Source organism: Kitasatospora sp. NPDC096128, from assembly GCF_040303105.1.
Taxonomy (GTDB): domain Bacteria; phylum Actinomycetota; class Actinomycetes; order Streptomycetales; family Streptomycetaceae; genus Kitasatospora.
This window is the reverse complement of sequence record NZ_JBEOSP010000003.1, coordinates 87738-111639: the sequence shown is the minus strand read 5'-3', so window position 1 is coordinate 111639 and position 23902 is coordinate 87738. Positions and strand designations below refer to the sequence as shown.

The window sequence follows — 23902 nt, the reverse complement described above, 5'->3', positions numbered from 1 at the left end:
ATGATCCCGCAAGCGTTCGAGCGCCCGTCGGGGGCCTGCCCGCACCGGTGCGGGCCGTGCGCAACTCCGGTGCGGCGGGCCCGAGGAGATCCCCGTCTCAACTACGCGCGTAGCGCCGCGGGCGGGGTGCGGGGGCCGTCCGACCAGCCGTTATCGTGGTGACGGTCAGCAGCTCCCAGGGGTTCCCGGGGCCCGCGTCGCGGCGGGTTCTCCTGGTGTTCCCCCTCGCTCGACCTGCCGTTCGTAGTGGCCCCACCGCCGGTGGACGTACCAGCGGGCGGCGCCCGACCTACGGAGAATCGCGCAGTGGCCGCCGCCCCCGCCCAGCTCTTCCCGCCCCGTACGCCCGGACCGGCCCGCCTGGTGGTGCTGGTCTCCGGCTCCGGCACCAACCTCCAGTCGCTGATCGACGCCGTCGCCGACCCGGCGTACGGCGCCGAGATCCAGGCCGTGGGCGCGGACCGCGACGGGATCGCCGGCCTGGAGCGCGCCGAGCGGGCGGGCCTGCCGACCTTCGTCCACCGGGTGAAGGACTTCCCGGACCGCGCCGCCTGGGACCGCGCGCTGACCGCCTCCGTCGCCGCCCACCAGCCCGACCTGGTGGTCACGGCCGGCTTCATGAAGATCCTCGGCCCCGAGTTCATCGCGGCCTTCGCGGGGCGGATCGTCAACACCCACCCCGCACTGCTGCCGTCCTTCCCCGGCGCCCACGGCGTCACCGACGCACTGGCGTACGGAGTGAAGGTCACCGGCTGCACCGTCCACCTGGTCGACGCCGGTGTGGACACCGGGCCGATCATCGCGCAGGGCGTCGTCGAGGTGCTCGACGCGGACCACGCCGATGGCGGCGACGCGCTGCACGAGCGCATCAAGACTGTCGAGCGCAAGCTGCTCGTCGACGTCGTGGGCCGGCTGGCCCGCGAAGGTCACCGCATCGAGGACCGAAAGGTATGGATCCCGGCATGAGTGCCAGCTCCACCACCCCCCCTGTCTCCGAGAACATCCGTCCGATCCGTCGTGCGCTGATCAGCGTGTACGACAAGACCGGTCTGGAGGAGCTGGCCCAGGGCCTGCACGCCGCCGGGGTCGCCATCGTCTCCACCGGCTCCACCGCGGGCCGGATCGCCGCCGCCGGCGTCCCGGTGACCGAGGTCTCCGAGCTGACCGGCTTCCCGGAGTGCCTGGACGGGCGCGTGAAGACGCTGCACCCCCGTGTGCACGCCGGCGTGCTCGCCGACCTGCGCCTGGAGTCGCACCGCACGCAGCTGGCCGAGCTCGGCGTCGAGCCCTTCGACCTGGTCGTGGTGAACCTCTACCCGTTCAAGGCCACCGTCGCCTCGGGCGCCACCCCGGACGAGTGTGTCGAGCAGATCGACATCGGCGGCCCGAGCATGGTCCGCGCCGCCGCCAAGAACCACCCCTCGGTGGCCGTCGTGGTCGACCCGGCCCGCTACGCCGACGTGCTGACCGCCGTCCGCGAGGGCGGCTTCGACCTGGCCACCCGCAAGCGCCTGGCCGGTGCCGCGTTCGCCCACACCGCCGCCTACGACGTGGCCGTCGCCTCCTGGTTCGAGGCCGGCTACGCCCCCAGCGACGAGTGTTTCCCGGAGTTCCTGGGCGCCACCTGGGAGCGGCAGAACGTGCTGCGCTACGGCGAGAACCCGCACCAGGGCGCCGCGCTGTACAGCGACGGCACGGGCGGCCTGGCCGGCGCGCAGCAGCTGCACGGCAAGGAGATGTCGTACAACAACTACGTCGACACCGACGCCGCCCGCCGCGCCGCCTACGACCACGCCGAGCCGGCCGTCGCGATCATCAAGCACGCCAACCCGTGCGGCATCGCGACCGGCGCCGACGTCGTCGAGGCGCACCGCAAGGCGCACGAGTGCGACCCGGTCTCCGCGTACGGCGGCGTGATCGCGGTCAACCGCCCGGTCACCGTCGAGCTGGCCGAGCAGATCGCCCCGATCTTCACCGAGGTCGTCGTGGCCCCCGGCTACGAGGACGGCGCGGTCGAGGTGCTGGCCCGCAAGAAGAACCTGCGGGTGCTGGTCGCCCCCGAGGCCCCGGCCAACCGCCAGGAGGTCCGCCCGATCTCCGGCGGCGTGCTGCTCCAGGACGCCGACCGGGTGCAGGCCGAGGGCGACGACCCGGCGAACTGGACGCTGGCCACCGGCGAGGCGCTCTCCGCGGCCGAGCTGGCCGAGCTGGCCTTCGCCTGGCGGGCCTGCCGGGCCGTCAAGTCCAACGCGATCCTGCTGGCCAAGGACGGCGCCTCGGTCGGCGTCGGCATGGGCCAGGTCAACCGGGTCGACTCCTGCAAGCTCGCGGTCGAGCGGGCCGGCGAGCGGGCCAAGGGCGCGTACGCCGCCTCGGACGCCTTCTTCCCGTTCCCGGACGGCCCGGAGATCCTGATCGCCGCGGGCGTGAAGGCGATCGTCCAGCCGGGCGGTTCGATCCGTGACGAGCAGGTCATCGAGGCCGCCCAGAAGGCCGGCGTGACGATGTACTTCACCGGCGCGCGCCACTTCTTCCACTGAGTGGCACGAAGCGGCCCGGTCCCCTACGGAGGGGGCCGGGCCGCTTCGTCGTGGTCGTGCCGGGTGCTCAGTAGCGCGGCCGGTTGAACCAGCCGGAGCCCTCCTGGGTGCACATGGCGGTGATCCAGATGATGCTGATGGCCAGCCACAGACCGGCCATCACATAGCCGATGGCGGTGCCCGCGGTGACCGCGCCCGCCAGGATCAGCAGGCCGACCAGGCAGCCGAGCGAGCCGTACACGATGGTCGTGATGCGGACGTTGTTGCCGCCCTTGCCGAACTTCGCGCCGAGCGTGATGGAGAGCGCGGCGAACAGCGCGAGCAGGATCGCGACGACGATCAGGATGCCGGCGGCGGCGTCGCCGATGGCGGTGAACGGGTTGTCGCTGGTGGTCGCCTTGGCGGTGTTGGTGACGTCCTTGGCGGCCGCACCGATGAGCAGGTAGATGATCGCGAGGATCGTCTGCACGCCGCCCACGATGAACAGCAGCACCCGGGCGGTCATCACCAGGCCCGGCATGGACTGCGGCACGGCCGGCGCGTAGCCGTAGCCCGGGGCGGCCGGCGGCGGGTAGCCGTAGCCCGGCGCGGGCTGCGGCGGGGCCTGCTGCGGGTAGCCGTAGCCCGGGGCGGGCGGCTGCTGGCCGTACGGGTTGTTCGGGTCGGGCGGGTAACTCATGGCTGCCTCCGGGCAGTTGGGAACGCGGGGACGGGATGCGGAGGGCCCGATTGCGGCCGGCGAGTCGGGTCGCCGACGGCACGGGACGCTATCGGAGCGCGGTGACAGCCCGGCGGCGGTGACGGGCGCGGCCGGCTCAGTGCTGTGACGGGGGAGTGATCGAACGCCGGGACGGGCACGGCGCGGTGAGGGCGCCGTGGCGGTCGGGCTGCGCGGTGTGCTGTGGTCGGATCACTGGCTCTTTCCCCCGGGTACGCCCTGCTGCGGACCCGTCGGCCCGTCACCGGGCCGGGTCGCGGCAGGGGATGCCCGCATATCGTCAACCGGACGGCGGCGCGCTGTCCAGCCAGTTGTGGGTGTGGTGCGAAGACTGTGGCGCAACCGCAACGTGGTGCGACCTTCCGTACCCGTCCGGTCGCCTGACCGGGCACGGGCCGCGCCGGGCGGCCCGGTGCGACGGGGCCCGGTACGGGGGGCGGTCGCGATCCGGGAGAATGGGGTCATGACTGCCCAGATTCTCGATGGCAAGGCCACCGCCGCCGCGATCAAGTCCGAACTCGCCGCCCGCGTGGCGGCCCTCAAGGCGAAGGGCGTCACGCCCGGCCTCGGCACCGTCCTGGTCGGCGACGACCCGGGCAGCCGCTGGTACGTGAACGGCAAGCACAAGGACTGCGCCGAGGTCGGCATCGCCTCGATCCAGCGCGAGCTGCCCGCCACCGCCACCCAGGAGGACGTCGAGAACGTCGTCCGCGAGCTCAACGCCGACCCGACCTGCACCGGCTACATCGTCCAGCTGCCGCTGCCCAAGGGCCTGGACCAGAACCCGGTCCTGGAGCTGATGGACCCGGACAAGGACGCCGACGGCCTGCACCCGACCTCGCTCGGCCGCCTGGCGCTGGGCATCGACGGCCCGCTGCCGTGCACCCCGCTGGGCATCGTCGAGCTGCTGCGCCGCCACCAGGTCGAGATCGACGGCGCCGAGGTGGTCGTGGTCGGCCGCGGCATCACCGTCGGCCGTTCGATCGGCCTGCTGCTGACCCGCCGCAGTGAGAACGCCACCGTCACCCTGTGCCACACCGGCACCCGGGACCTCGGCGCGCACCTGCGCAAGGCCGACATCATCGTGGCCGCCGCGGGCGTGCCGCACCTGGTCAAGCCGGAGGACGTCAAGGCCGGCGCCGCGGTGCTGGACGTCGGCGTCAGCCGCAGCGAGGGCAAGATCGTCGGCGATGTGCACCCGGGCGTGGCCGAGGTGGCCGGCTGGATCTCCCCGAACCCCGGCGGCGTGGGCCCGATGACCCGCGCGATGCTGCTCAACAACATCGTCGTGGCGGCCGAGCGCCGCGCCGGCGTCTGACCCCCGAGGGACGGCGAGCATGACTGAACCGCGACCGGCGCGGTCCCGGCAAAGGCCGGTCAAGACCACCGGCACCCTGCCGCCCGAGGGGGCGGCCCCGGCCCTCGGGCGCGACCACGCCCTGCCGGTCCGGCAGTGGCCGATAACGCTGGTCCTGTCGGTGGTCGGCGCCGGCCTCGCGGTCACCTGGTTCGCCGACTTCAAGGACGGCTTCAAGTACGGGCTGCTGATCCTCGGCACCGGGGTGCTGCTCGGCGCGGTGCTGCGGCTGGTGCTGCCCGAGGTCGGGATGCTGGCGGTGCGCAGCCGCTTCACGGACGTGATCGTGCTGGCCTTCCTGGGCGCCTCGATCGTGCTGCTGACCCTGGTCGCGCAACCGAACCCGTGGCTGGAGATCCCGCTGCTGGACAACATCGGCCAGTTGATCGGCCGGCCCAAGCACTGAGCCCGCCCCCACCGCGGCCCCGTCCGGATCCCCGGGCGGGGCCGCGGTGCGTCCCGGGCCGCCCGGTCCCGCCCGGACGGAGCCCGCTGTGACGCATCAGCCATGTCCGCACACGCGGCGTACGCTTCCCTTTGCGATAACCTGACGCCGGTCTCTCGATGTCGAGAGATCATCCTCGGCTCCAGTGCGCCGGTGTGCCTGGGGCACCTGGCGATTTGCTGGAGAAGGTAGAAATGACCCGCACCCCCGTCAACGTCACCATCACCGGAGCAGCCGGCCAGATCGGCTACGCGCTGCTCTTCCGCATCGCCTCGGGCCACCTGCTCGGTGCCGACGTGCCGGTGAACCTGCGCCTCCTGGAGATCCCGCAGGGCCTCAAGGCCGCCGAGGGCACCGCCATGGAGCTCGTCGACTGCGCCTTCCCGCTGCTGCGCGACATCACCATCACCGACCAGCCGAACGAGGCCTTCGACGGCGCCAACGTCGCGCTGCTGGTCGGCGCCCGCCCGCGCACCGCCGGCATGGAGCGCGGCGACCTGCTGCAGGCCAACGGCGGCATCTTCGGCCCGCAGGGCAAGGCCATCAACGCTCACGCCGCGGACGACATCAAGGTCCTGGTCGTCGGCAACCCGGCCAACACCAACGCCCTGATCGCCCAGCGCAACGCCCCGGACGTCCCGGCCGAGCGCTTCACCGCGATGACCCGCCTGGACCACAACCGCGCGGTCGGCCAGCTCTCCGGCAAGACCGGCGCCCTGGTCTCCGACATCAAGCGCGTCACCATCTGGGGCAACCACTCCGCGACCCAGTACCCGGACATCTTCCAGGCCGAGATCGCCGGCAAGCCGGCCTTCGAGGCCGTCGGCAGCGACCAGGCCTGGCTGGAGAACGACTTCATCCCGACCGTCGCCAAGCGCGGCGCGGCCATCATCGACGCCCGCGGCGCCTCCTCGGCCGCCTCGGCCGCCAACGCCGCCATCGACCACGTGTACACCTGGGTCAACGGCACCGCCGAGGGCGACTGGACCTCCATGGGCGTCGTCTCCGACGGCTCCTACGGCGTCCCGGCCGGCCTGATCTCCTCCTTCCCGGTCACCACCAAGGACGGCAAGTTCGAGATCGTCCAGGGCCTGGAGATCTCCGACTTCTCCCGCGCCCGCATCGACGCCTCGGTCAAGGAGCTGACCGAGGAGCGCGACGCGGTCCAGGAGCTGGGCCTCATCTGAGCCCCGCCGCACGGCCCTTCCGACGGCCCGCCGCCCCCGCCCGGGGGCGGCGGGCCGTCGGCTGTTGATCGCCCGCTCGCCTCCGGGGCGCTCCGACCCGGTGCCGACGGTCGGCGTTCCCTCGCTCCTTCGTCGCTCCCTCGCGCTCTCCCTTTCGGCACCGGCGCGCCCCTTCGGCTCGAGGCGGGGCCCGGGCGCGGACACCTCGGCCGCCTACACTGGCCCGCTGTGAACGAAACCCTCGGGGACGCCGCGCTCGTCCTCGTCTTCATCCTGCTGGGCGGCCTGTTCAACGTCGCCGAGATCTCGCTGATCTCGCTGCGCGAGGGCCAGATCCGGACGCTGGAGGCGCGCGGCACCCGGCGCTCGGCCCGGGCCGCGCACCTGGCCGCCGACCCCAACCGCTTCCTGGCCGCCGTCCAGGTCGGCGTGACCTGCATGGGCTTCCTGTCCGCCGCGTTCGGCGCGGACACCCTGGCCGGCAAGGTCGCCCCGCTGTTCGTCGAGGCCGGGCTGTCCCAGGGGGTCGCGGACGCGCTCGCCCTGGTCGGGCTGACCCTGCTGATCAGCTACGTCTCGCTGGTGCTCGGCGAGCTCACCCCCAAGCGGATCGGCCTCCAGCGTGCCGAGTCCATCGCGGTGATCGCCGCCCCGGTGGTGGACGTGATGTCGGTCGCGCTGCGCCCGGTGATCTGGCTGCTCGGCCACTCCACCAACCTGATGGTCCGGCTGTTCGGCGGCGATCCGGCGGCCGGGCGCGGCTCGATGAGCTCCGAGGAACTGCGCGGCCTGGTCGCCTCCAACACCGAACTGGGAAGCGACGAACGGGCGTTGATCGCGGACGTGTTCGCCGCGGGGGAGCGCCAGCTGCGCGAGGTGATGGTCCCGCGCACCGAGGTGACCTTCCTGGACGCCGAGCGCCCGCTGGCCGCCGTACGGCACCAGGCCGAGACCTCGCCGCACTCGCGCTACCCGGTGGTCGAGGGCAGCGCCGACGCGGTGGTCGGCTTCGTGCACGTCCGGGACCTCTACGGCGCCCGCGGCGAGCAGGCCGTCAAGGTCCGCGACCTGGCCCGCCAGGTCAAGCTGCTGCCCGGCACCAAACGGGTGCTGGAGGCGATGGGCGAGATGCGCCGGGAGGGTCACCACCTGGCCATCGTGGTGGACGAGTACGGCGGCACGGCCGGCATCGTCACCCTGGAGGACCTGGTCGAGGAGGTGATCGGCGAGATCCGGGACGAGTACGACCGGCCCGAGGCCGCCCCCACCCGCCGGCTGGCTGGCGGCGGCACCGAGCTGGACGGCCTGCTCAACCTCGGCGACTTCACCGAGGAGACCGGCGTCACCCTGCCCGAGGGCCCGTACGAGACGGTGGCCGGCTGCCTGGTCGCCGCCCTCGGCCGGCTGCCCCGGGACGGCGACCAGGCCCGCGTCCCGGTCGAGGGCGGCGGCGCGGTGCTGCTGACGGTGGCCAAGGTGGAGGGCCGGCGGATCGCCCGGGTGAGGGTGAGTGCGGTCACACCGGAGGAGCCTCCTGGGGCGGAGGTTTCCTGAGCGACCGGGGGAACTGGAAGAATGGCCCGCATGGTCAACGCAGCGGTCACTGGTCCGGTCAAGGACCGTCCTCGGGTGCTCTCCGGGATCCAGCCCACCTCCGGCTCGTTCCACCTCGGCAACTACCTGGGCGCGGTGCGCCAGTGGGTCGACCTGCAGAAGGAGAACGACGCCTTCTACATGGTCGTCGACCTGCACGCGATCACCGTGCCGCAGGACCCGGTGACCCTGCGCCAGAACACCCGGGTGTCCGCCGCCCAGCTGCTCGGCGCCGGCCTGGACCCTGAGCACTGCACCCTGTTCGTCCAGTCGCACGTGCCCGAGCACGCGCAACTCGCCTGGGTGATGAACTGCCTCACCGGCTTCGGCGAGGCCTCCCGGATGACCCAGTTCAAGGACAAGTCCTCCCGGTACGGCGCCGACAGCACCACCGTCGGCCTGTTCACCTACCCGATCCTGCAGATCGCGGACATCCTGCTCTACCAGGCGGACGCCGTCCCGGTCGGCGAGGACCAGCGCCAGCACGTGGAGATCACCCGCGACATCGCGGAGCGGTTCAACTCGCGCTACGCCCCCACGTTCACGATCCCGAAGCCGTACATCCTCAAGGAGACGGCGAAGATCATGGACCTCCAGGACCCGGGCATCAAGATGAGCAAGTCGGCCTCCTCGGCCAAGGGCCTGGTCAGCCTGCTGGACGAGTCGAAGGTCAGCGCCAAGAAGTTCAAGAGCGCCGTCACCGACACCGGCACCGTGGTCTCCTACGACGAGGAGCAGAAGCCGGGCGTCTCCAACCTGCTGCGGATCCACTCCGCGCTCAGCGGCCAGTCGGTCGAGCAGCTGGTCGCGCACTTCGAGGGCAAGATGTACGGCGCCCTGAAGACCGAGCTGGCCGAGCTGTTCACCGAGTGGGTGACCCCCTTCCAGGAGCGCACCAGCACCTTCCTGGACGACCCGGCCGAGCTGGACCGGGTGCTGGCGATCGGCGCCGAGAAGGCCCGCGCGGTGGCCTCCGAGACGCTGGCGACCGTGTACGACCGGATCGGCTTCCTCCCGGCCGCCAAGCGGTGACTCCGCTCTCGCGCATGCCCGATGGTGAGGACCTCCCCGAGGTCCTCACCATCGGCGTGTCCGTGAGCGTTCCGGACCCGCACGGCGCGCGGGTCCAGGACGCCCGGGCCGGCCTCGGCGATCCGCAGGCCCGCTCGATACCGACGCACGTCACCCTGCTGCCGCCCACCGAGGTGCCGGCCGAGGAACTGCCGAAGATCGAGGAGCACCTGGCCTCGGTGGCGGCGGCGCACCGGCCGTTCCGGATGCTGCTGAGCGGCGCCGGCACCTTCCGCCCGGTCTCCCCGGTGGTGTTCGTCCGGGTCGAGGAGGGCGCGCACGAGTGCCGGCTGCTGGAGGCGGACGTCCGTTCCGGTCCGCTGGCCCGCGAACTGGCCTTCCCGTACCACCCGCACGTGACGGTCGCCCACGGCCTGCCGGACGACGTGCTGGACCAGGCGTACGAGCAGGCGCGCGGGTTCCGGGCGTCCTTCCTGGTGCCGGGCTTCTCGCTCTCCCGCTTCGACGCGGACGAGGTCTGGCGGCCCTGGCGGGACTACCGCTTCTCCTGAACCGGCACTGCTCCTGAGCCCGGCCGCGGTGGACTACCGCGCGCCGCGGCCGAGTCCGAGCATCCGGTCGACCACCCGGCCGGCCGCGCCGCCGTCGTCCAGGGCGCAGTGCGCGGCCCGGAAGCGCCGGTAGCGCTCGGCGTAGCCGGGCGGCAACTGCGCTCCGCCGTCGGCGAGTTCGCGCAGTGCGCCGAGGAGTTCGGCGGAGTCCGGCACCAGCGGTCCGGGGGCGTCCGCCTCGAAGTCGAAGTAGAAGCCGCGCAGGGTGTCGCGGTAGTGCTCCAGGTCGTAGGTGAAGAAGTAGACCGGGCGGCCGGTGATCGCGAAGTCGAACATGATCGACGAGTAGTCGGTCACCAGCACGTCCGCGATCAGCAGCAGTTCCTGCGGGTCGGGGAAGTCCCCGCAGTCGAACAGGAAGCCGTCGCCGGCGCCCGGCAGCGGGTCGCGCACGTGCGAGTGCGGGCGGACCAGCAGCACGTGGTCCTCGCCGAGCAGTCGGCGGGCGTGGTCGAGGTCGAGCCGCAGGTCGAGCCGGAAGCCGTCGCCGTCGCCGCGCTGCTGGTCCTCGCGCCAGGTCGGCGCGTACAGCACCACCCGCTTGCCCTCGGGGATGCCGAGCCGGCGGCGGACGGCCGCGGCGACCCGCGGGTCGGGCCGGGCCAGCACGTCGCCGCGCGGGTAGCCGGACTCCAGCACCTCGCCGTCGTAGCGGAAGGCGCTCCGCAGGATCGGGGTGGCGAACGGGCTGGGGGAGAGCAGCAGGCTCCACTGCGGAGTCTCCCGGTCGAGCGCCTCCAGGTAGCCGTGGTCGGCGAGCCAGGGGTTGTCGACGTCGTGGGCGATCCGCTTGAGCAGCGAGCCGTGCCAGGTCTGCACCACGACCTGGCCCTCGCGGCGCTCCAGGAAGTCCGGGAAGTGGGTGTTGCCGACCAGGTACCGGCAGGTGGCCAGGGCCCGGTACCACTGCGGGCTCCAGATCCGGATCGGGACGACGCCGGGCGGCAGTTCGGCCTGGCCGTCGTCGACCACCCACAGGTGCTCCAACGGCTCGCCGCGGCGGGCGAGTTCGGCGTGCACCGCGCGCGGGGAGTCGGCGTAGCCGCGGCCGCCGAAGACGTCGTACAGCACCGCCTCGCGCAGCGGCTCGCGGCGGGCCGCGGGGTAGTGCTCGGTGCGCAGCCGGGCCTGGGTCCAGGCGCTGCGCTCGGCGGCGTCGAGCACCGGGGTGGAGTCCACCAGCAGGGTGTCGTGCCAGCGGCGCTGCAGCAGGACGTGCTTGCCGCCGGTGGTCGCGGTGGCGGGCAGGGCGGGCAGCACGGTCGGGGCGGCGAGCAGCGGCCGGGCCGGGCCGGAGCGGTCGGCCGGTTCCAGGGCGGCCTCCCAGATGCCCTTGCGCAGCGGCAGCACGGCGCCGTCCGAGCCGGTGCGGGTGGCGGGCACCCGCACCCGGAAGCGGCCGTCCGGCTCGGGCTCGACGGGGGTGCGGACCTCGCCCGCGGTGCCGCCGTGCCGCAGCACCAGCTCCAGCCGGCCGGCGTCCGGGTCCGGGCAGTGGCCGGACAGCTCGAAGCCGCCGAAGTGGACCGCGATCCGGTCGACCAGCCCGGCGGCGGGCTGGACGCAGACCTGGAGCCGGCCGTCGGCGAGGTGCTTGAGGTAGAGCACCCGGCCCGGGGCGTCCGGCAGCGGGTACTGGCCGGCCACCGGGCCGCCGCGCTCGTCCAGGCAGAGCTGCTCGGTGCCGCCGTCGGGGCGCAGCAGTTCGGCGTCCCAGTGCTCCAGGTCCTCGCGGCCGCGCCCGTCGGCGGTGAACGGCCGGTACGGCAGTTCGACGGCGAAGGTGTTGCCGGTGCGGGTGAGCGGCTGCTCGATCACCGCCTCGCTCTGCCGGTGCCGCAGCCGCAGCACGGTGCCGGCCGGGCAGTGGTCGGCGACGCCGCCCAGCCGGATGCCGTCGGCGGCGGGCTCGGCGCGGTCGAGCCGGACGCCGGGGCGCTCCAGCCGCAGCCGCAGCCGGCCGTCCTCGAAGGACGGCTGGAGGCGTACGTCCCGGTCCACCCAGCGGGCGGGCGGGTATTCGCCGGAGCCGCACCAGTGGGGGGCGAGGGCGCCGTACTGGCGGCGCAGCCGGGTGGGGCGGGGGCGGGTGAAGAGGGTGGTCTCGATCTGCCAGTCGCCGAGCAGCCAGCGGTCGTCCCGGCGCAGCCGGGAGGGTTCCACCAGGACGGTGAAGCCGGACCAGTCGTGGTTGTGCTCGGGCTGGGCGCTGTCGTCGGTGACCTCGGGCAGTCGCCGGGGTCTGGAGCGCAGGTGGAGCGGCGGTTCGGCCCCGTCCTCGTGCCGCAGGGTCAGCCAGGTCCAGGCCGAGCCGGGGCGGCCGGTGTCCTGGTCCAGCGGGCGGGCGAAGCCGGTGAGCTCCAGCCCGCGGCCGTGCCAGCGGGCGCGCAGCAGCCCGAACGCGACGTCCTCGTCGACGGCTGGCCGACCGGCGGCCACCCGGGGGGCGGCGTGCGGCAGAACGAACCGGGTGAGCGAAGACATGGTGCGGATGGCCCTTCGGGATGAGGTCCCGGGCATGGCGGTGGCCGGGAGGGCCGCGGTGCCGGTGACGACCGGTCCGGGGCCGATTTGATATCCCACCCCGGGAAGGCACCCCGGGTCAACTGTACGGTTCGTAGAATTTCCTTTGAAATTCGTCGACTAAACGTAAGTTCGAGTGCAAATTGGACGTAAAGGGCGGGTGGATCTCAGGGAATTCCCAGATATCGCCGAGGCGCCCGGCGCGGATCGCGCCGGGCGCCTCGGTACCAGCCGGTGGCTACTCCTTGCGGAGCATCGCGTCGACCACCCGTGCGGCGGCCTTGCCGTCGTCCAGGTCGCAGTACGCCTCGCGGAACGCGGCCGCCTTGTCCGCGTACTCGGCCGCCACCGCGTCCACCCGTCCGAGCGCGTCGACCAGCGCCTCGGAGGTGGCCAGCAGCGGGCCCGGGGCCTCGGCCTCGAAGTTCAGGCTGAAACCGCGCAGGTTGTCGCGGTAGTGCTCCAGGTCGTGGGTGAAGAACATCATCGGCTTGCCGGTGGTGGCGAAGTCGAAGACGCTCGACGAGTAGTCGGTGACCAGTACGTCGGCGATCAGCAGCAGCTCCGCCATGTCGGGGTAGCTGCCGACGTCCCAGATGTAGCCGTTGCCGGCGCCGGGGATCTGGCCGCACATCATGTTGTGCCGGCGCACCAGCAGCACCTGGTCGTCGCCGAGCGCGGCCTTGGCCGCCTCCAGGTCGAGCCGCAGGTCGATCTGGTAGCCGCCGTTCGGCCGGCGCCGGTCCTCGCGCCAGGTCGGCGCGTACAGCACGACCTTCTTGCCCTCGGGCAGGCCGAGCCGCTCGCGGACCTGCTCGGCGGTCTTCTCCCGGTCGGCCGCGAACAACAGGTCGTTCCGGGGCGATCCGCTCTCCAGGATCTCGCCCTGGTAGTCGAAGGCGCGCCGCAGCACCGGGGCGGACCAGCTGTTGCCGGCCACCAGCAGGCTCCAGTTCGGGACCTCGCGGGCCAGGCCCTTGAGGTAGTTCGAGTCGGTGAACCAGACCTTCTCGAAGTCGAAGCCGACCTGCTTCAGCGGGCTGCCCATCCGGGTCTGCAGGACCACCTGGCCGGGGCGGCGGACGAAGAAGTCGGGCAGGTGGGTGCTGGTGACGATGTACTTGGCGGTCGCCAGCGCCTCGAACCACTCCGGGCTCCACAGCCGGATCGGCTGCGCGGTGCGCGGCAGCTCGGCCTGCATGTCGTCGCTGCCCCACAGGTGCTCCAGCGGCAGGCCGCGGCGGACCAGCTCCTCGTGGATCGCCCTCGGCGAGTCGGCGTACGCGCTGCCGTGGCCGGCGTTGTAGAGCACCGTGTCGCGCACCGGCAGGCGGCGGGCGGCCGGGTAGTCGGTGCTGCGCAGCCGGCGCTGACGGTAGCCGGACCGCTCCTCGGGCAGCAGGGCCGAGTGCGACTCCAGCGACAGGCCGTCGTGGTAGCGGCGCTCCAGCGCGATCCGCTTGCCGCGGGACTCCACCTCCACCGGCAGCGAGCCGAAGCAGTCCGGGGAGATCTGCACGTAGCTGTCCGGCAGGCTGGCGGCCGGGACGCCGACCGGGCGGAAGAAGACGTTCCAGGTGCCCTGGGCGAGCGGCACCCGGCCGGCGAAGGTGGCGGTCGGCACGGCGGGCAGCGCGGTGCGGAACCGGCCGTCCGAGATCTCCACCGGGTAGACGTGCTCCTCCTCGCGCCAGTGGTGCCGGACCACCAGCTCCCAGCGGTGCGCGCCGGGCTGGGGGAAGGAGCCGCTCAGCAGGAAGCCGTCGGCGCCGCGCGCCGACACCTCGTCCACGACCGGCTGCAGCAGCTGGTCGGAGAGCTGGAGGTGGCCGCTCGGGGAGGGCTTGGTGTAGATCGCCCGGCGCTGCCCGACCGGCGCCTGCGGGTTCAGCGGGACGTGCAGCTGCTCGGGTGCGTTGCGGTCGTCCCAGACCAGCGGCAGGACGCTGCCGTCGGCCAGCAGCAGCGCGCTGTCCCAGCGGTCGCGGACGCGCTCGCCGGCCACCGGGTCCAGCTCGGCCCAGGCCTCGCGGACGGCGGTCAGCTCGGCCGTCTCGACGGAGGCGCTGAACGGCTGCAGCGTGCCGGCCGGCGTGCCCAGCTCCACCGGGAAGGTCAGCTCGCGGTCCGACTCGACGTGGGTGAGCCGAAGCCGGGCCCCGGCGAAGCTCGCCCCGGAGCGGGCCGCACCGGAGACCTCAACCCGGCCGCCGTGCGCGGCCAGACCGGTCACCCGGGCCTTGACGGTCTCCACCTGGAGGTAGACGAAGTTGTCCCGGACCCACGGCACGATCCGCACGTCCGGCTCGACCCAGTGCTGCGGGATCGACTCGGCGGTGTCGCTCCAGCCCGCCGAGATCCGGCCCTTGTAGATCCCGCCCTTGCCCGCGCCGGCCACCAGGACGCGCCAGTGGCCGTCCTTCCACTGGCCGCGGTGCTTGAGCTTCTTCGGGTCGAGGGCGACGGTGAAGCCGGACCAGTCGCAGTTGTACAGGTCGTGGTTGCAGCTCGCGGTGGCCTCGGGGCTGTACTGGGTCTTCATCGGCACCGCGATGACCCGGCGGCCCTTGGCCTCGCGCAGCACCAGGGTGCGGACCATGTCGTGCTTGTTCGACGCGCCCAGCTGCTCCGGGTACGCGTGCCCGGTCAGCTCCAGCTTGCCGCCCACCCAGGCGCTCTTGTACAGCCGGCTGCGCATGACCAGCGAGTTGTCCAGCTTGAGCACGCCGGACGGCACGCTCTTGCGGCCGCCGCGCAGGAACGGGTAGTCCGCGTACGGCCGCAGCAGGCCGCGGGCCTGCACACCGCCGCCGCTCTCACCCTCGTACTTGATCTGCTCGACCAGCTCGTCGACCCGGTTCTGCAGGGTCAGGTGGTACTTCAGCCGCAGCGGCGCGCGCAGCTTGCGGACCTGCTCCTGGCCGATCGAGCGGAGCAGCCGGCTGACGCACTGGACGTAGGCGTCCCGGTACTCCTTGTCGCCGTCCACGACGGACCAGAAGAACATCGGGATCTCCTCGACGAGGGTGTTCTCGTCGTAGGAGCGCAGGTACTCGGCGAAGCGCGGCTCGGTCTGCCGCTTCAGCCAGGCGCGGACCAGCTCGACCGAGGCGACCCGGTCGATCAGGCCCTTGGGGTTGGTGCGCATCTGGGTGATCGACATCTCGCCGACCTCGCGCTCCCGCCAGTGGTAGATCGGCTCGGAGAGCACGTCCACGCTCTTGGCGAGGTAGTGGTGCGGCACGCTGACCGGCGCGTCCTCGTACAGGATGCCCTCGGGGTAGAGCAGGTCGGCGGCGTCGAAGAAGGACCGCCGGTACACCTTGTTCCACGCGGTGCGGTCGGTGACCAGCGCCGGGAGCTCGGTGATGTGGGTCTTGAGGCGGGTCTCCTTGAACGGCTTCGAGTGCCCGCCGGACTGGTAGTAGCCCACCGCGCGGAACCGCAGCACGTTGCCGGTGCAGAAGTCCGAGCCGGTCTCCTCCAGCGTGTTGATCATCAGCTCGTACGCACTCGGCGGCATCGAGTCGTCGCTGTCCACGAAGCACAGGAACTCGGAGTCCGGGTCGATGTGCCGGATGCCGGTGTTGCGGGCCGCGCCGAGGCCCTTGTTGACCTGCCGGACCAGCCGGAACCTGGGGTCCCGGGCCGCGTACGCCTCGGCGAGCGCCGCGCTGCCGTCCTTAGAACCGTCGTCGACCATGACGCACTCGAAGTCCGTGAAGGACTGGGCGGCGATCGAGTCGAGGCATTCGACGAGATAGCGCTCGACGTTGTAGATCGGAACGACGATGGAGAGGCGGGGAGCCATCGGCTACGCAGGCCTTTCTCGGGAGGAGCGTGGCAGCCCGCTGGGGGTCTGGCCGCACTTGGATCGGTGCGTACGTGCGCCCCGATCCTACCTCCGGGGCCCGACCCTCCCCGGGCCCACTACGCTGGGCCCGTGCCCCGCTTCAGCGTCATCGTCCCCGTGTACCAGGTCCAGGACTACCTCGCCGAGTGCCTCGAATCCGTCCTCGGCCAGGGTGGACCCGACCTCGAACTGATCGCGGTGGACGACCGCTCGCCGGACGGCTGCGGCGCCATGCTGGACGAGGCGGCCGCCGCCGACCCCCGGGTCAGGGTGCTCCACCTGCCGGAGAACGTCGGCCTCGGCCGGGCCCGCAACGCCGGCCTGGAGGTCGCCACCGGCGACTACGTGGTCTTCCTCGACAGCGACGACACCCTCACCCCCGGCCTGCTGGAGGCCGTCGACGCCCGCCTCGCCGCCACCGGCGACCCGGACGTCCTGGTCTACGACTACGCCCGCACCTACGCCGACGGCCGGATCACCCGCGCCGCCGCCGGCCACGTCTTCGGCGCCGACTCCCCGGACGTCTTCGACCTCGCCGCCCGCCCCGACCTGCTCGACCTGCTCCAGGTCGTCTGGAACAAGGCCTACCGCCGGGGGTTCATCACCGAGCAGGAACTGGTCTTCCCGGCCGGCTACTACGAGGACACCCCCTGGACGTACCCGGCGCTGCTCGCCGCCGCCAGCATCACCCTGCTCGACCGGGTCGGTGTGCACTACCGCCAGCGCCAGGAGGGCGGCAACATCCTGGCCACCGCCAGCCGCAAGCACTTCGACGTCTTCGCCCAGTACGACCTGGTCTTCGCCTTCCTCGACCGCCGCCCCGACCTGGACCCGTGGCGCCCGGTCGTCTTCGGCAAGATGCTGAACCACCTCAACACCGTGGTCGCCAAGCCCGGCCGGATCCCGCCCGGAGACCGCCGCGAGTACTTCCGTCGCTCCGCCGCGCACTGCGCCCGGCTGCGCCCGGCCGGCTACCGCCCGCCGCCCGGCGTGGACGGCGTGCGCACCGAACTGCTCGGCCACGGGCGCTACGCCGCCTACCAGGCCGTCCGGGCCCTGGCGAAGGCCCGCCGGCTCGTCAACGGCTGAGGTCGACGGCTCATCGTCGTCGGCCCGGTCGGGCGGATCCGCCCCGCGCCTGACGGCCGTTCGGGGGACGGACCGGTATAACCGGTCGGGTGGACTTCCTGACCCGCCTTCCGGTCCTGGGCCCGCTCGTGGCCCGGGTGCTGCGCAGCCGCCCGTACCGGGTGTACGAGTACTTCTCCGCCGCCCGCGGCAACCGGCTGGCCGGAGCCGTCACCTTCTTCGGCTTCCTCGCCCTGTTCCCGCTGCTCACGGTCGGCCTGGCGATCGCCGCCGCGACGCTGAACGGCAGCCAGGTGGCCGACCTCCAGCACCGCATCTCCGACCAGCTGCCGGGCCTGTCGGACGCGCTCAACCTGCCGTCCCTGGTGGCCAACGCGGGCACCCTCGGGCTGGTCAGCGGCGCCCTGCTGCTGGTCTCCGGCCTCGGCTGGGTGGACACCATGCGCACCTCGATCCGGGACCTCTGGCAGCTCCCCCAGGAGGACGGCAACCCGGTGCTGCGCAAGGCCTGGGACGTCGTGGTGCTGGCCGGCCTCGGCCTGGTGTCGCTGTTCTCGCTGGGCGCCTCCGCCACCGGCACCACGCTCGCCGGGCGGATCGCCGACGCGATCGGCCTGGGCAGCGGCTACCTGCTCACCGGGGTCGGGGTGCTGATCGCCATAGCGTGCGACATGCTGCTCTTCGCCTACCTGCTGGCACCCTTCCCGGGGATCACCGGCCAGCGCCGCCGGGACCTGCTGACCGGCGCGCTGATCGGCGCGGTCGGCTTCGAACTGCTGAAGCTGCTGCTCGCCTCCTACCTCGGCTCGGTCGCCGGGCGGAGCCTGTACGGCGCCTTCGCCACGCCGGTGGCGCTGCTGCTGTGGATCAACTTCGTCAGCCGGCTGCTGATGTACTGCGTGGCCTGGACGGCGACGGCCGACCCGGCGGCGGCCCGGGAGCGGACCAGGGAGCACGGCCGGGCCCTGCTGGCCGCGGCCGACGCCGCCGAGGCGCGGGCCGAGGCCCCCGCGGGGACGCCCCGGCCGCGCACCTGAGGCCGGGGTGCCGCGCGGCTGCTCAGTCCCCGGCGCGGCCCGCCGTCCGGCGCCGGAGGGCCACCACGGCGCCCGCCGCGACCACGGCCCCGACCAGCACGGCCGACCAGGTGCCCAGGCCCGGCCCGTCGTCCCCGGCCGCCCCGGCGGCGGCGCGGCCCGCGGTGGGGGAGGCGTGCGGCGGCGGGGCGGGGACACCGGCGGTGCCGCCTGCCTGACCGGTCGGCTCATCGCCGCCGGCCGGCTTCTCGTCCACCAGCCGGCCGACCGGCTGCACCTTGCCGGCCGCGGCGAACCCCCAGTCCAGCAGCTCGGCCGTCTCGTCGTACACCCGCTGGTAACTGGCCGGGTGCATCACCGTCACCAGCAGGGTCCGGCCGTTCCGCTCGGCCGCGCCGACGAAGGTCGAGCCGGCGTTGGTGGTGGTGCCGTTCTTCACCCCGATCAGTCCGGGGTACCTGCCCAGCAGCCGGTCGGTGTTGGCGATCCCGAAGCTGCCGCGCTGGCCGGTGTTCTTGTCGACGGCGCCGGGGAACATCGCGTCCCGGGTCGCGCAGTACCCCCGGAAGTCCGGGTTGCGCAGGCCGGAGCGGGCGAACAGCGACAGGTCGTAGGCCGAGGACAGCTGGCCGTCCATGTCGTAGCCGTCCGGGGAGATCACCTTGGTGTCCCGGGCCTGGAGGGCCTCGGCCCGGGCCTGCATCTCGTTGACGGTCGGCTGGATGCCGCCGTTCATGTGCGCCAGGACGTGCACGGCGTCGTTGCCCGAGCTCAGGAACACCCCGCGCCACAGGTCCTCGACCCGGTAGTCCAGGTTCTCCTTGATGCCGACCAGGCTGCTGCCGGCGCCGATGTTCTGGATCTCCTCGTCGGCGACCCGGTGCACCGCGTTGCGGTCGAACTTGGGCAGCACGGTGTCCGCGAAGAGGATCTTCAAGGTGCTCGCCGGGGGCAGCCTGAGGTGCGGGTTGTAGGCCGCCAGCACATCGCCTGACGTGGCGTCGGAGACTATCCAGGACTGGCCGGTGAGGTCGGTCGGCAGTGCCGGCGCCCCCGCCAGCGGACTGACCTGGACCCCGGGGATCCCCAGCCGCTCACCGCCGATCGCGGTCGACGGGGGCGGCGCCTGCGGAGCCGCGACCGCCGCCGGGGCGGCGAGCAGGACCGGGAGGGCCGCGGTGACCGCGGCGCACAACTGGGCGAAGGTGTGACGGGGTGTGGACACCAGCTGACCGTACCCACTGCGGAGCCCGGCCGTCCGCCACACCGTACGGGTCCTCCGCAGGAGGGGCCCGCCCTACGCCGATCGGAGGCCCGCGCATACTGGGAGAGGCACCCCGCCTTCACACCCCCGTCGAGGACCATCCATGAAGCTCAGCCGCCGCACCTCCTGGTTCCTGACCGCCTTCGGCGTCTGGTCGATGATCATCTGGACGACTTTCGTCAAGAACCTGTGGAAGGACTCCGGCAACCAGGCCTTCGTGAACGGCGACCACTCCCAGCCCACCGCGTTCTTCTGGATCCACCTGCTGCTCGCCGTCACCTCCTTCCTGCTCGGCGTCGCGGTCGGCACCGTCGGCGTCCGCGGCCTGCGCGCCACCCGCCGCACGCCGGTCACCGACTGACAATCCCCGTTGCCGCCCGTCGGTCCCCACTGGCAAGATCCTCACCGTTCTCATGCGCGTACCGGACGCGCTGAACACAAAGGGTGGGGAATCTCCATGACACTTTCGCGTGCCCGCAGACTCGGCGGGGTCACCGCGGCGGCTGTGGCCGCCGGCCTGCTCGCCACGCCGACGGCTGCGATGGCCGACACCGCGCCGGCCGTCCTCGGCGCGGGCCAGGGGGCCGACTCCTATCACGTCAAGGCCTGTGACTCGGCGGCCGATCCGACCTGGATCGGCCGGAGCGTCAACGGACCGGCGCTCAACGTCACGGTCACCGGCACCGGCGCCCGGTTCGGCGTCTGGGACGTGACCACGGGCGCCGAGGACCCGGTGTTCACCGGCGAGGCCCAGGCGGGCTTCAACCAGCAGGCCGGCCTCACCGTCCCGGGCCTGCTGGACGGGCACAGCTACGCCTGGCACGCCTGGGCGCTGCAGGGCACCCAGGCCTCCGCCCCGTCGGCGGATTGCCACTTCACCGTGGACACCACCAGTCCGACCGTCACGGTCTCCTCGGCCGACTTCCCGGCAAGCGGCAAGGCCACCAAGTACGCGGGCCAGAAGGGGACTTTCGTCCTCAAGGGCGCCGACCCGGCGCCGGCCGGTGGCGAGTCCTCCGGCATCGCCTGCTTCCGGTACGCGTGGAACTACATCGGGGTGGCCGGCTGCGACGCGGCGGACGCCGTCGAGCCGGAGGCCGACGGTACCGCGAAGGTCGACCTCAAGGTCCTGGACTGGGGGAGCAACAACCTCATCGTCCAGGCGATCGACAACTCGGGCAACGTCGGCCAGACGACCTACTCCTTCTACGCCCCGACGAACCCCAACCCGCCGAAGACCCTCGGCGACGTGGACGGGGACGGCGTCGCGGACGTCCTGCTGCCGGACGCCCAGGGCAACCTGCAGTACATCCCGGTCAACGGGACCGACGCCACGCCGACCACCACGATTCCGGCCAACCGGGCTCCGCGCGACGGCAGCTGGGCGCAGCTCCAGGTGGCCCACCGCGGCTGGTCCAACTCCCATGCGCCGTCGTCCGACGACATCTTCATCCACAAGCCCGGTGACGGATACCTCTACCTGTACCGGAACTTCGACTACGGCTCCTTCACCGATCCCATGACGGGTGCGACGCGCTCGACCCGCTGCCTGAACGACGCGGGGGCGGCCGCGCCCTGCCCTGCCGACTACGCGAGCGACTGGTCCAAGGCCGACCAGATCCTCGCGTTCGGTCCGGTGACCGATGCCACCTCCCCGTCACTGCTGACGCTGGAGAACGGCAACCTCTGGCTGCACGCCGGCGGCGAGTTCACCTTCGGCTTCCAGAAGGTCCGCAAGCTCACCACCTCCGGTGCCTGGAACGGCTACGACCTGGTCGCTCCCGGCCCGGACGCCTCCGGCAACCAGGCCCTCTGGGCGCGTGACCGGGCCACCGGCGAACTGCACGCCTACCCGATCCCGAAGAAGGCCGACGGCACCTTCGACTTCTCCGCCCTCGCGGACCCGAAGGCGAACGTCGTCGCCACCGGCTTCACCGTGGCCGCCTACCCGACGCTCGGCAGCTCGGGCGACGCGAACGGCGACGGCAAGCCGGACCTGTGGGCCGTCACGGCCGACCGGCACCTGGTGATGTACAGCGGCTGGGACGACGCGAACGACCTCGGCCCGCTGAACTGATCCGACAACGGCGAGGGCCCCGTCCGATCGGACGGGGCCCTCGCCGTTGCTCAGGCGGGGATCAGAAGCGGCGGGTGACCAGCGCCCGCTTCACTTCCTGGATCGCCTTGGTGACCTCGATGCCACGCGGGCAGGCCTCGGAGCAGTTGAAGGTGGTGCGGCAACGCCACACGCCCTCACGGTCGTTGAGGATCTCCAGGCGCTGCTCGGCGCCCTCGTCGCGCGAGTCGAAGATGAAGCGGTGCGCGTTGACGATGGCGGCCGGGCCGAAGTACTGGCCGTCGTTCCAGAACACCGGGCAGGACGACGTGCACGCGGCGCACAGGATGCACTTGGTGGTGTCGTCGAAGCGCTCGCGGTCCTCGGCGGACTGCAGGCGCTCGCGGGTCGGGTCGTTCCCCTTGGTGATGAGGAACGGCATGACGTCCTTGTACGCCTGGAAGAACGGGTCCATGTCCACGACCAGGTCCTTGAGGACCGTCAGGCCCTTGATGGCCTCGATCGTGATCGGCTTCTCCGGGTTGACGTCCTTGATCAGGGTCTTGCACGCCAGCCGGTTGCGGCCGTTGATCCGCATGGCGTCGGAGCCGCAGATGCCGTGCGCGCAGGAACGGCGGTAGGTGAGGGTGCCGTCCTGCTCCCACTTGATCTTGTTGAGCGCGTCCAGGACGCGCTCCTTCGGGTCCATGGTGAGCTGGTAGTCGACCCACACCGGGTCCGGGTGCTCCTCCGGGTTGAACCGGCGGATCCGGAAGGTGACGGTGATCAGCTGTACGGCACCGGCCTCGGCCGCGTCCAGAGCGGCCGAGTGCTCCACGGTCGGAGTGCTCATCAGTACTTACGCTCCATCGGCTGGTAGCGGGTCGTGACGACCGGCTTGTAGTCGAGGCGGATGGAGGTGCTGCCGTCCTCGGCAACCTCCTGGTACGCCATGGTGTGCTGCATGAACTTCACGTCGTCACGGGTCGGGAAGTCCTCGCGGTAGTGGCCGCCGCGGGACTCCTCGCGGGCCAGCGCGGAGACGGCCAGCACCTCGGCCAGGTCGAGCAGGTTGCCGAGCTCGATGGCCTCCAGGAGGTCCGTGTTGTAGCGGAAGCCCTTGTCCTGGATGGAGACGTGCTTGTAGCGCTCCCGCAGCGCGGCGATGTCCTCGACCGCCTGCTTGAGGGTGGCGCCGGTGCGGTACACCATCGCGTTGGCGTCCATGGTCTCCTGCAGCTCCTTGCGGATCTGCGCCACGGACTCGGTGCCGGTCGACTCGCGGAGCTTGTCGACCATGCCCTGGACCAGCGTCTCCGGGTTCTCCGGGAGCGGGACGAACTCGTTGGCGTTGGCGTAGTCGGCGGCGGCGATGCCCGCGCGACGGCCGAACACGTTGATGTCCAGCAGCGAGTTGGTGCCGAGGCGGTTGGCGCCGTGCACGGACACGCAGGCGACCTCGCCGGCCGCGTACAGGCCCGGGACGACGTCGGTGTTGTTGCGCAGGACCTCACCCTCGACGTTGGTCGGGATGCCGCCCATGGCGTAGTGCGCGGTGGGCTGGATCGGGATCGGGTCCGTGTAGGGCTCGATGCCGAGGTAGGTGCGCGCGAACTCGGTGATGTCCGGGAGCTTGGCGTCCAGCTGCTCCGGCGGCAGGTGGGTGAGGTCCAGGTAGACGTGGTCGCCGTCCGGACCGCAGCCGCGGCCTTCGCGGATCTCGGTGTAGATCGCGCGGGAGCAGACGTCACGGGACGCGAGGTCCTTCATGACGGGGGCGTAGCGCTCCATGAAGCGCTCGCCGTCCTTGTTGCGCAGGATGCCGCCCTCGCCGCGGGCGCCCTCGGTGAGCAGGATGCCCATGCGCCAGATGCCCGTCGGGTGGAACTGGAAGAACTCCATGTCCTCCAGCGGGAGGCCGCGGCGGTAGGCCACCGCCTGGCCGTCACCGGTGAGGGTGTGGGCGTTCGAGGAGACCTTGAAGAACTTGCCGGTGCCGCCGGAGGCGAACACGACCGACTTGGCCTGGAAGACGTGGATCTCGCCGGTGGCCAGCTCGTAGGCGACGACGCCGGCCGTCTTGCCCTCGTTGAGCAGCAGGTCGAGGACGTAGAACTCGTTGAAGAACTCGACGCCGTGCTTGACGCAGTTCTGGAACAGCGTCTGGAGGATCATGTGGCCGGTGCGGTCGGCCGCGTAGCACGAGCGGCGGACCGGGGCCTCGCCGTGGTTGCGCGAGTGGCCGCCGAAGCGGCGCTGGTCGATCCGGCCCTGCTCGGTGCGGGAGAAGGGCAGACCCATCTTCTCCAGGTCGAGGACCGCGTCGATGGCCTCCTTGCACATGATCTCGGCGGCGTCCTGGTCGACCAGGTAGTCACCGCCCTTGACCGTGTCGAAGGTGTGCCACTCCCAGTTGTCCTCCTCGACGTTGGCCAGCGCGGCGCACATGCCGCCCTGGGCCGCGCCGGTGTGGGACCGGGTCGGGTAGAGCTTGGTCAGGACGGCGGTGCGGCTGCGCTGCGTCGACTCGATGGCCGCGCGCATGCCTGCGCCGCCGGCGCCGACGATGACGGTGTCGTACTGGTGAATCTGCATGG

18 protein-coding genes are annotated in these 23902 nt (G+C 72.1%); 12 read left to right on the top strand and 6 right to left on the bottom strand.

Annotation, left to right across the window (positions count from 1 at the left end; genetic code table 11):
- Positions 1-306: 306 nt before the first annotated feature.
- Both purN and purH read left to right on the top strand, forming a co-directional pair.
- Positions 307-966, top strand: a complete 660-nt coding sequence (purN, locus tag ABTY61_RS04915) for a phosphoribosylglycinamide formyltransferase (protein ID WP_350503509.1) — start codon at positions 307-309, stop codon at positions 964-966.
- Entirely contained in the window at positions 963-2540 is a 1578-nt protein-coding gene (purH, locus tag ABTY61_RS04910; RefSeq protein WP_350503508.1) for a bifunctional phosphoribosylaminoimidazolecarboxamide formyltransferase/IMP cyclohydrolase, read from the top strand. Before purN ends, purH begins: the two co-directional genes overlap by 4 nt.
- A gap of 67 nt (positions 2541-2607) precedes the next feature.
- Here the strand turns inward: purH and ABTY61_RS04905 are convergent, their stop codons facing one another.
- Positions 2608-3219 carry a hypothetical protein gene (locus tag ABTY61_RS04905; RefSeq protein ID WP_350503507.1) on the bottom strand — a complete coding sequence of 204 codons (612 nt, stop codon included), beginning with the start codon at positions 3217-3219 and terminating at the stop codon, positions 2608-2610.
- 502 nt (positions 3220-3721) lie between these two features.
- Here ABTY61_RS04905 and ABTY61_RS04900 point away from each other — a divergent pair.
- The 6 genes from ABTY61_RS04900 to ABTY61_RS04875 all read left to right on the top strand — a co-directional run bounded on the left by ABTY61_RS04900 (position 3722) and on the right by ABTY61_RS04875 (position 9423).
- The gene (locus ABTY61_RS04900) at positions 3722-4576 is read left to right on the top strand and encodes a bifunctional methylenetetrahydrofolate dehydrogenase/methenyltetrahydrofolate cyclohydrolase (protein ID WP_350503506.1); all 855 of its coding nucleotides are present in this window, start codon (positions 3722-3724) and stop codon (positions 4574-4576) included.
- 19 nt (positions 4577-4595) lie between these two features.
- On the top strand, positions 4596-5021 hold the full coding sequence (locus ABTY61_RS04895; RefSeq protein WP_350503505.1) for a DUF3017 domain-containing protein: 426 nt from the start codon (positions 4596-4598) through the stop codon (positions 5019-5021).
- Positions 5022-5254: 233 nt separating this feature from the next.
- Positions 5255-6247, top strand: a complete 993-nt coding sequence (locus tag ABTY61_RS04890) for a malate dehydrogenase (RefSeq protein ID WP_350503504.1) — start codon at positions 5255-5257, stop codon at positions 6245-6247.
- 228 nt (positions 6248-6475) lie between these two features.
- A complete protein-coding gene (locus tag ABTY61_RS04885) occupies positions 6476-7801 on the top strand; it encodes a hemolysin family protein (RefSeq protein ID WP_350503503.1) in 1326 nt (441 codons plus the stop codon).
- 75 nt (positions 7802-7876) lie between these two features.
- Positions 7877-8872, top strand: coding sequence for a tryptophan--tRNA ligase (trpS, locus tag ABTY61_RS04880; protein ID WP_350503710.1), 996 nt, complete (start codon positions 7877-7879; stop codon positions 8870-8872).
- Between the two features lie 14 nt (positions 8873-8886).
- Entirely contained in the window at positions 8887-9423 is a 537-nt protein-coding gene (locus tag ABTY61_RS04875; RefSeq protein ID WP_350503502.1) for a 2'-5' RNA ligase family protein, read from the top strand.
- A 33-nt stretch (positions 9424-9456) separates the two neighbouring features.
- Here ABTY61_RS04875 and ABTY61_RS04870 read toward each other — a convergent pair whose 3' ends face one another.
- Together ABTY61_RS04870 and ABTY61_RS04865 are read right to left on the bottom strand one after the other, a co-directional pair.
- Complete coding sequence (locus tag ABTY61_RS04870) at positions 9457-11967, bottom strand: CDP-glycerol glycerophosphotransferase family protein (protein ID WP_350503501.1); 2511 nt, start codon at positions 11965-11967, stop codon at positions 9457-9459.
- Positions 11968-12244: 277 nt separating this feature from the next.
- Positions 12245-15817 carry a bifunctional glycosyltransferase/CDP-glycerol:glycerophosphate glycerophosphotransferase gene (locus tag ABTY61_RS04865; protein ID WP_350503500.1) on the bottom strand — a complete coding sequence of 1191 codons (3573 nt, stop codon included), beginning with the start codon at positions 15815-15817 and terminating at the stop codon, positions 12245-12247.
- A gap of 132 nt (positions 15818-15949) precedes the next feature.
- Between ABTY61_RS04865 and ABTY61_RS04860 the strand changes: the two genes are divergently transcribed.
- Positions 15950-16948 carry a glycosyltransferase family 2 protein gene (locus tag ABTY61_RS04860; RefSeq protein WP_350503499.1) on the top strand — a complete coding sequence of 333 codons (999 nt, stop codon included), beginning with the start codon at positions 15950-15952 and terminating at the stop codon, positions 16946-16948.
- Between the two features lie 89 nt (positions 16949-17037).
- A complete protein-coding gene (locus ABTY61_RS04855; protein WP_350503498.1) occupies positions 17038-17985 on the top strand; it encodes a YihY/virulence factor BrkB family protein in 948 nt (315 codons plus the stop codon).
- 22 nt (positions 17986-18007) lie between these two features.
- Here ABTY61_RS04855 and ABTY61_RS04850 read toward each other — a convergent pair whose 3' ends face one another.
- A complete protein-coding gene (locus tag ABTY61_RS04850; RefSeq protein WP_350503497.1) occupies positions 18008-19210 on the bottom strand; it encodes a D-alanyl-D-alanine carboxypeptidase family protein in 1203 nt (400 codons plus the stop codon).
- A gap of 142 nt (positions 19211-19352) precedes the next feature.
- On the opposite strand from ABTY61_RS04850, the gene ABTY61_RS04845 reads away from it, so the two are divergent.
- Entirely contained in the window at positions 19353-19610 is a 258-nt protein-coding gene (locus tag ABTY61_RS04845) for an SCO4848 family membrane protein (RefSeq protein ID WP_350503496.1), read from the top strand.
- A gap of 96 nt (positions 19611-19706) precedes the next feature.
- Positions 19707-21326: a hypothetical protein gene (locus ABTY61_RS04840; protein WP_350503495.1), complete on the top strand. Its 1620-nt coding sequence runs from the start codon at positions 19707-19709 to the stop codon at positions 21324-21326.
- A gap of 61 nt (positions 21327-21387) precedes the next feature.
- Here the strand turns inward: ABTY61_RS04840 and ABTY61_RS04835 are convergent, their stop codons facing one another.
- On the bottom strand, positions 21388-22158 hold the full coding sequence (locus tag ABTY61_RS04835; protein ID WP_350503494.1) for a succinate dehydrogenase iron-sulfur subunit: 771 nt from the start codon (positions 22156-22158) through the stop codon (positions 21388-21390).
- A complete protein-coding gene (gene sdhA, locus ABTY61_RS04830; RefSeq protein WP_350503493.1) occupies positions 22158-23900 on the bottom strand; it encodes a succinate dehydrogenase flavoprotein subunit in 1743 nt (580 codons plus the stop codon). Before sdhA ends, ABTY61_RS04835 begins: the two co-directional genes overlap by 1 nt.
- Positions 23901-23902: the final 2 nt, after the last annotated feature.